A 3826-nucleotide genomic window follows, 5' to 3' on the forward strand; every position below is an offset into this window, starting at 1 on the left:
AAGTTGATAGCTGATACCTGAGTGCTGAATCCTGAGAAACTTTTAATTCTGGAAAATATTTCCATGATTTTTTTCTCCTTTCAAAGTAATAAAAACTGATAGCTGAATGCTGAGTGCTAAATGCTTATCAGGTAAGAAAGCTGATAGCTGAGTGCTGAGTACTGAATGCTGAGAAACTTTTAATTCTGGGAAATATCTCAATTACTTTTTCCTCCTTTAAAGGTAATAAAGCTGAATCCTCACCGCTGAATGCTTAACCAATGGATAATTGATAATTATTTTGCTTGGGAATCTTTGTACAAAAAGTGAAAACTTTTATATTTTTATTATCTAAAAGAAATAGTTGATCTAGAAGGTTTAAAAATTAAATTCATTATCCATTATCCATTATCCATTATCCATTAATGAAGTCGCTTTATATAAAATATCTTGATGAGACCTTTCCGGTAAAGTCTGATTTATAGAATTAGATAATACTGTAACAGGTTCATATAATGGTCTTAAAAAAGAATCAATTGCTTTTCTATCTCCATAACGTACTTCTATCAACATAAACTTTGGTTGGTATTTATCAAAATCAATACCTTGCAACACATCTAATTCAAAACCTTCAACATCCAACGAAAACAAATCTATATTTTCAACTCCATACTTATCAAGAATTGCAGTTAGTGTCCTTACTCGTACATTAATTTCATAACTATGATTAATATTTTGAACTTGACAACCCGCTTTTAAATGAACCTTTTTTTCTTCCTCTGACTTCATAGCTCCATCAACAAAAGACATAAGATTACAATAGTACATTTTTATATAATCCTGACCATAATTAAAAGGAACCAAAGCATAATTTTCTACCGCTGACTTAGAGCGATTAATTCTACATTTTTCTGCTAACTCTGGTATTGCTTCTATCAAAACACCTTGCCAATTTTTGTACTTCTCAAAATATAAAGTATTACTTTGACTTATCCCATCATTCGCCCCAGCTTCAATAAAAAATCCATTTTCCCAAGTTAAGTAAGAAGCAAGTTTAAGATCTAGCTGATTCAAAGCATAAGATTTTCTCATTAAATCTGGTTTTATTTCTAATGCCTTTTGCTGATAAATCTTAGCCTCAAATAATCTACCTTGTTGCTGTAAAATATCACCAATACTCCAATATATACCTGCCGATTTTGGTTCAAGTGTAATAACTTCTTGATAGTAAGCGATCGCCTGTTATAGCTGACCTTTTTGGGAATAAATTTTGCCTAGTTTTGCATAAACTATTGCCAAGTTTGGTTGTAATTTTATTGCTTTGTTATAAGAACGAATAGATTTTTCAATTTGACCTTTAGAATAATAAAAATCCCCTAATCCCTGATAAGCTTCAGCAGCATAAGGTTGATTTTTAATAGCTTCGTAATAAGCCAAAATCTGATGATTTTGACTGTCTAGATTTTTATTTTTTCTTTTAGCTCTTGCTTCACCTTGACCCAAAGAAATACCCAAGCAAGACTGCTTTTGACTAGGTAATTTTAAATCCGATAAAAAATCATCACTTTGAAAAAAAATAGAAGTACAGCTTTTATATCTTTGACTAGGTACTAAACCATAAAAATCAATACGTTTAAATCCTTGATGATGAAGCAAAATTACTCCCCTATCATTTTCCTCTCTATCCGAATTATCAAATACTATCCAGCCATTTTTAGATAATTTTTCACCACATATTTCAGCACATTTAACTCGCTCAATTCCATCAATAATAATCACATCAAAATCACCATTCTCATAATTCTGAATTTCCTCAACATATCTTTGCCTATCTTCCCTCAAAACTAGCTTCACATTTTGAGGAATATAAGTTGAAACATTGACAAAATAATCAGGATTATGTTCTACAGAAACCACCTGCTTAACTCGGTCAGCGTACCAAAAAGTTGACTGTCCGCTCCCATATTCAAATACTCGAAAATCACTCTTTAACTTATCCTCAATAAATTCAATAGCAGGATAAGAATACCAAGGAAGAGGATGATAATTATAATCTATAGATTTTCCTTCTTTTAATGAATTGAGCCATCCTGAAGTTTCTAGATAGTTCAAATTAGTCATATTATTTGAGCATTAGTATTTGATATGATGATAATCGGACATTGCATAATTGCGGTAAGCATTTTCTACGGAATGCTACGCATTCAGCCGTCAGCTATCAGCTATCGCTTTTAATTTAAGATAAAAGCTTTATTAACATTAAACTTGACAAAATAGACAAGTTATGTGTAAGTGTTCCAGAGGCTTTTTCCTCAATCATCTAGAGTTCTCATATTGAAAAGTACATTCTTTTAAGAACTTAAGTTAAGTAATATTGCCAAAAATCTATACTCTTTCCCCCTTTTCCCCTGCTCCCCACAAGCTTTCCTTCCTTATAACCCACATTCCGCACTTCAATTTGTAACATGAAAATTAGTATAAAATCCGTAGCTTGCTTAGGTATTTATACTATAGAAGCCACCTTCATTTATCAGGAGTCAAATTATCAGTTAAATATAAAGCATAAATACTTATTGAATCATTGACTTCTATTGACCACCATAATTTACTTCTTATTTCTTACTTTTGACTTTTGATTTTTGACTTTTGACTTTAATCTACTGTGATATTATATTAGAAATCAGTTAACATAAGTTAATATACCTGGATCAAAAAATAGTCCCAATAGTATAAAAAGATAAGAAGGAGCAACCCCAGTGAATAATAAAAGGTGGAGAAATGCTGGCCTATATGCCCTATTAGCAATAGTAGTCATCGCCTTAGCAACAGCATTCTTCGATCAACAACCCCAAACCAGCGAAACCTGGAAATATAGTCAATTTATTCAGCAGGTAGAAACCAAAAACGTAGACAGAGTAAGCATCAGCGCCGACCGTACAGCAGCACGAGTCAAAGTCGCCGACGGTAGTATAGTCCGCGTTAACCTACCCAACGACCCAGACCTAATAAACATCCTCACCAAAAACAACGTAGACATTTCCGTACTCCCCCAAAGCGAAGAAGGTTTCTGGGTTAGAGCATTAAGTAGTTTATTCTTCCCCGTCCTATTATTAGTGGGACTATTTTTCCTACTACGTCGTGCCCAAAGTGGACCTGGTAGCCAAGCTATGAACTTTGGTAAATCCAAAGCAAGAGTCCAAATGGAACCCCAAACCCAAGTCACATTCGGCGATGTAGCAGGTATCGAACAAGCCAAACTAGAACTAACAGAAGTAGTAGACTTCCTCAAAAATGCTGATCGCTTCACAGCAGTAGGCGCAAAAATTCCCAAAGGAGTATTATTAGTAGGTCCTCCAGGAACAGGTAAAACCCTATTAGCAAAAGCTGTAGCTGGAGAAGCAGGAGTACCATTCTTCTCCATCTCCGGTTCTGAATTTGTAGAAATGTTTGTAGGTGTAGGTGCTTCCCGCGTCCGCGACCTATTTGAACAGGCAAAATCTAACGCTCCCTGTATCGTATTTATAGATGAAATTGATGCGGTGGGTCGTCAACGGGGTGCTGGTTTAGGTGGTGGTAATGATGAAAGAGAACAAACTCTCAACCAACTACTCACCGAAATGGATGGCTTTGAAGGTAATACAGGTATCATTATTATTGCGGCTACCAACCGTCCGGATGTTCTAGATGCTGCCCTACTCCGACCAGGTCGTTTTGACCGTCAAGTAGTAGTAGACCGTCCTGACTATGCAGGTCGTCTCGAAATTCTCAATGTTCATGCTCGTGGTAAGAGTCTCTCTAAAGATGTAGACCTAGAAAAAATTGCTCGTCGAACTCCTGGATTTACTGG

At 35.1% G+C, this 3826-nt stretch carries 2 protein-coding genes and 2 pseudogenes; 1 reads left to right on the plus strand and 3 read right to left on the minus strand.

Annotation, left to right across the window (positions count from 1 at the left end; genetic code table 11):
* Window positions 1-387: 387 nt before the first annotated feature.
* The 3 genes and pseudogenes from F6K13_RS22900 to F6K13_RS22905 all read right to left on the minus strand — a co-directional run bounded on the left by F6K13_RS22900 (window position 388) and on the right by F6K13_RS22905 (window position 2100).
* The gene (locus tag F6K13_RS22900) at window positions 388-1071 is read right to left on the minus strand and encodes an FkbM family methyltransferase (protein ID WP_124144931.1); all 684 of its coding nucleotides are present in this window, start codon (window positions 1069-1071) and stop codon (window positions 388-390) included.
* 15 nt (window positions 1072-1086) lie between these two features.
* Window positions 1087-1215: pseudogene (locus tag F6K13_RS35350) on the minus strand (hypothetical protein); the annotation flags it as partial.
* A 6-nt stretch (window positions 1216-1221) separates the two neighbouring features.
* Window positions 1222-2100, minus strand: a complete 879-nt coding sequence (locus F6K13_RS22905) for a tetratricopeptide repeat protein (protein ID WP_124144932.1) — start codon at window positions 2098-2100, stop codon at window positions 1222-1224.
* Between the two features lie 635 nt (window positions 2101-2735).
* Here F6K13_RS22905 and ftsH3 point away from each other — a divergent pair.
* Window positions 2736-3826, plus strand: a pseudogene (gene ftsH3, locus F6K13_RS22910) (ATP-dependent zinc metalloprotease FtsH3); the annotation flags it as partial.

The organism is Okeania sp. SIO2B9, assembly GCF_010672505.1.
Taxonomy (GTDB): Bacteria; Cyanobacteriota; Cyanobacteriia; order Cyanobacteriales; family Microcoleaceae; genus Okeania; species Okeania hirsuta.

What these genes read in the sequence shown, in the direction of transcription:
- F6K13_RS22900 (WP_124144931.1), bottom strand. Translation starts at nt 1,071, where the DNA reads ATGAGAAAATCTTATGCTTTGAATCAGCTAGATCTTAAACTTGCTTCT.
- F6K13_RS22905 (WP_124144932.1), bottom strand. Translation starts at nt 2,100, where the DNA reads ATGACTAATTTGAACTATCTAGAAACTTCAGGATGGCTCAATTCATTA.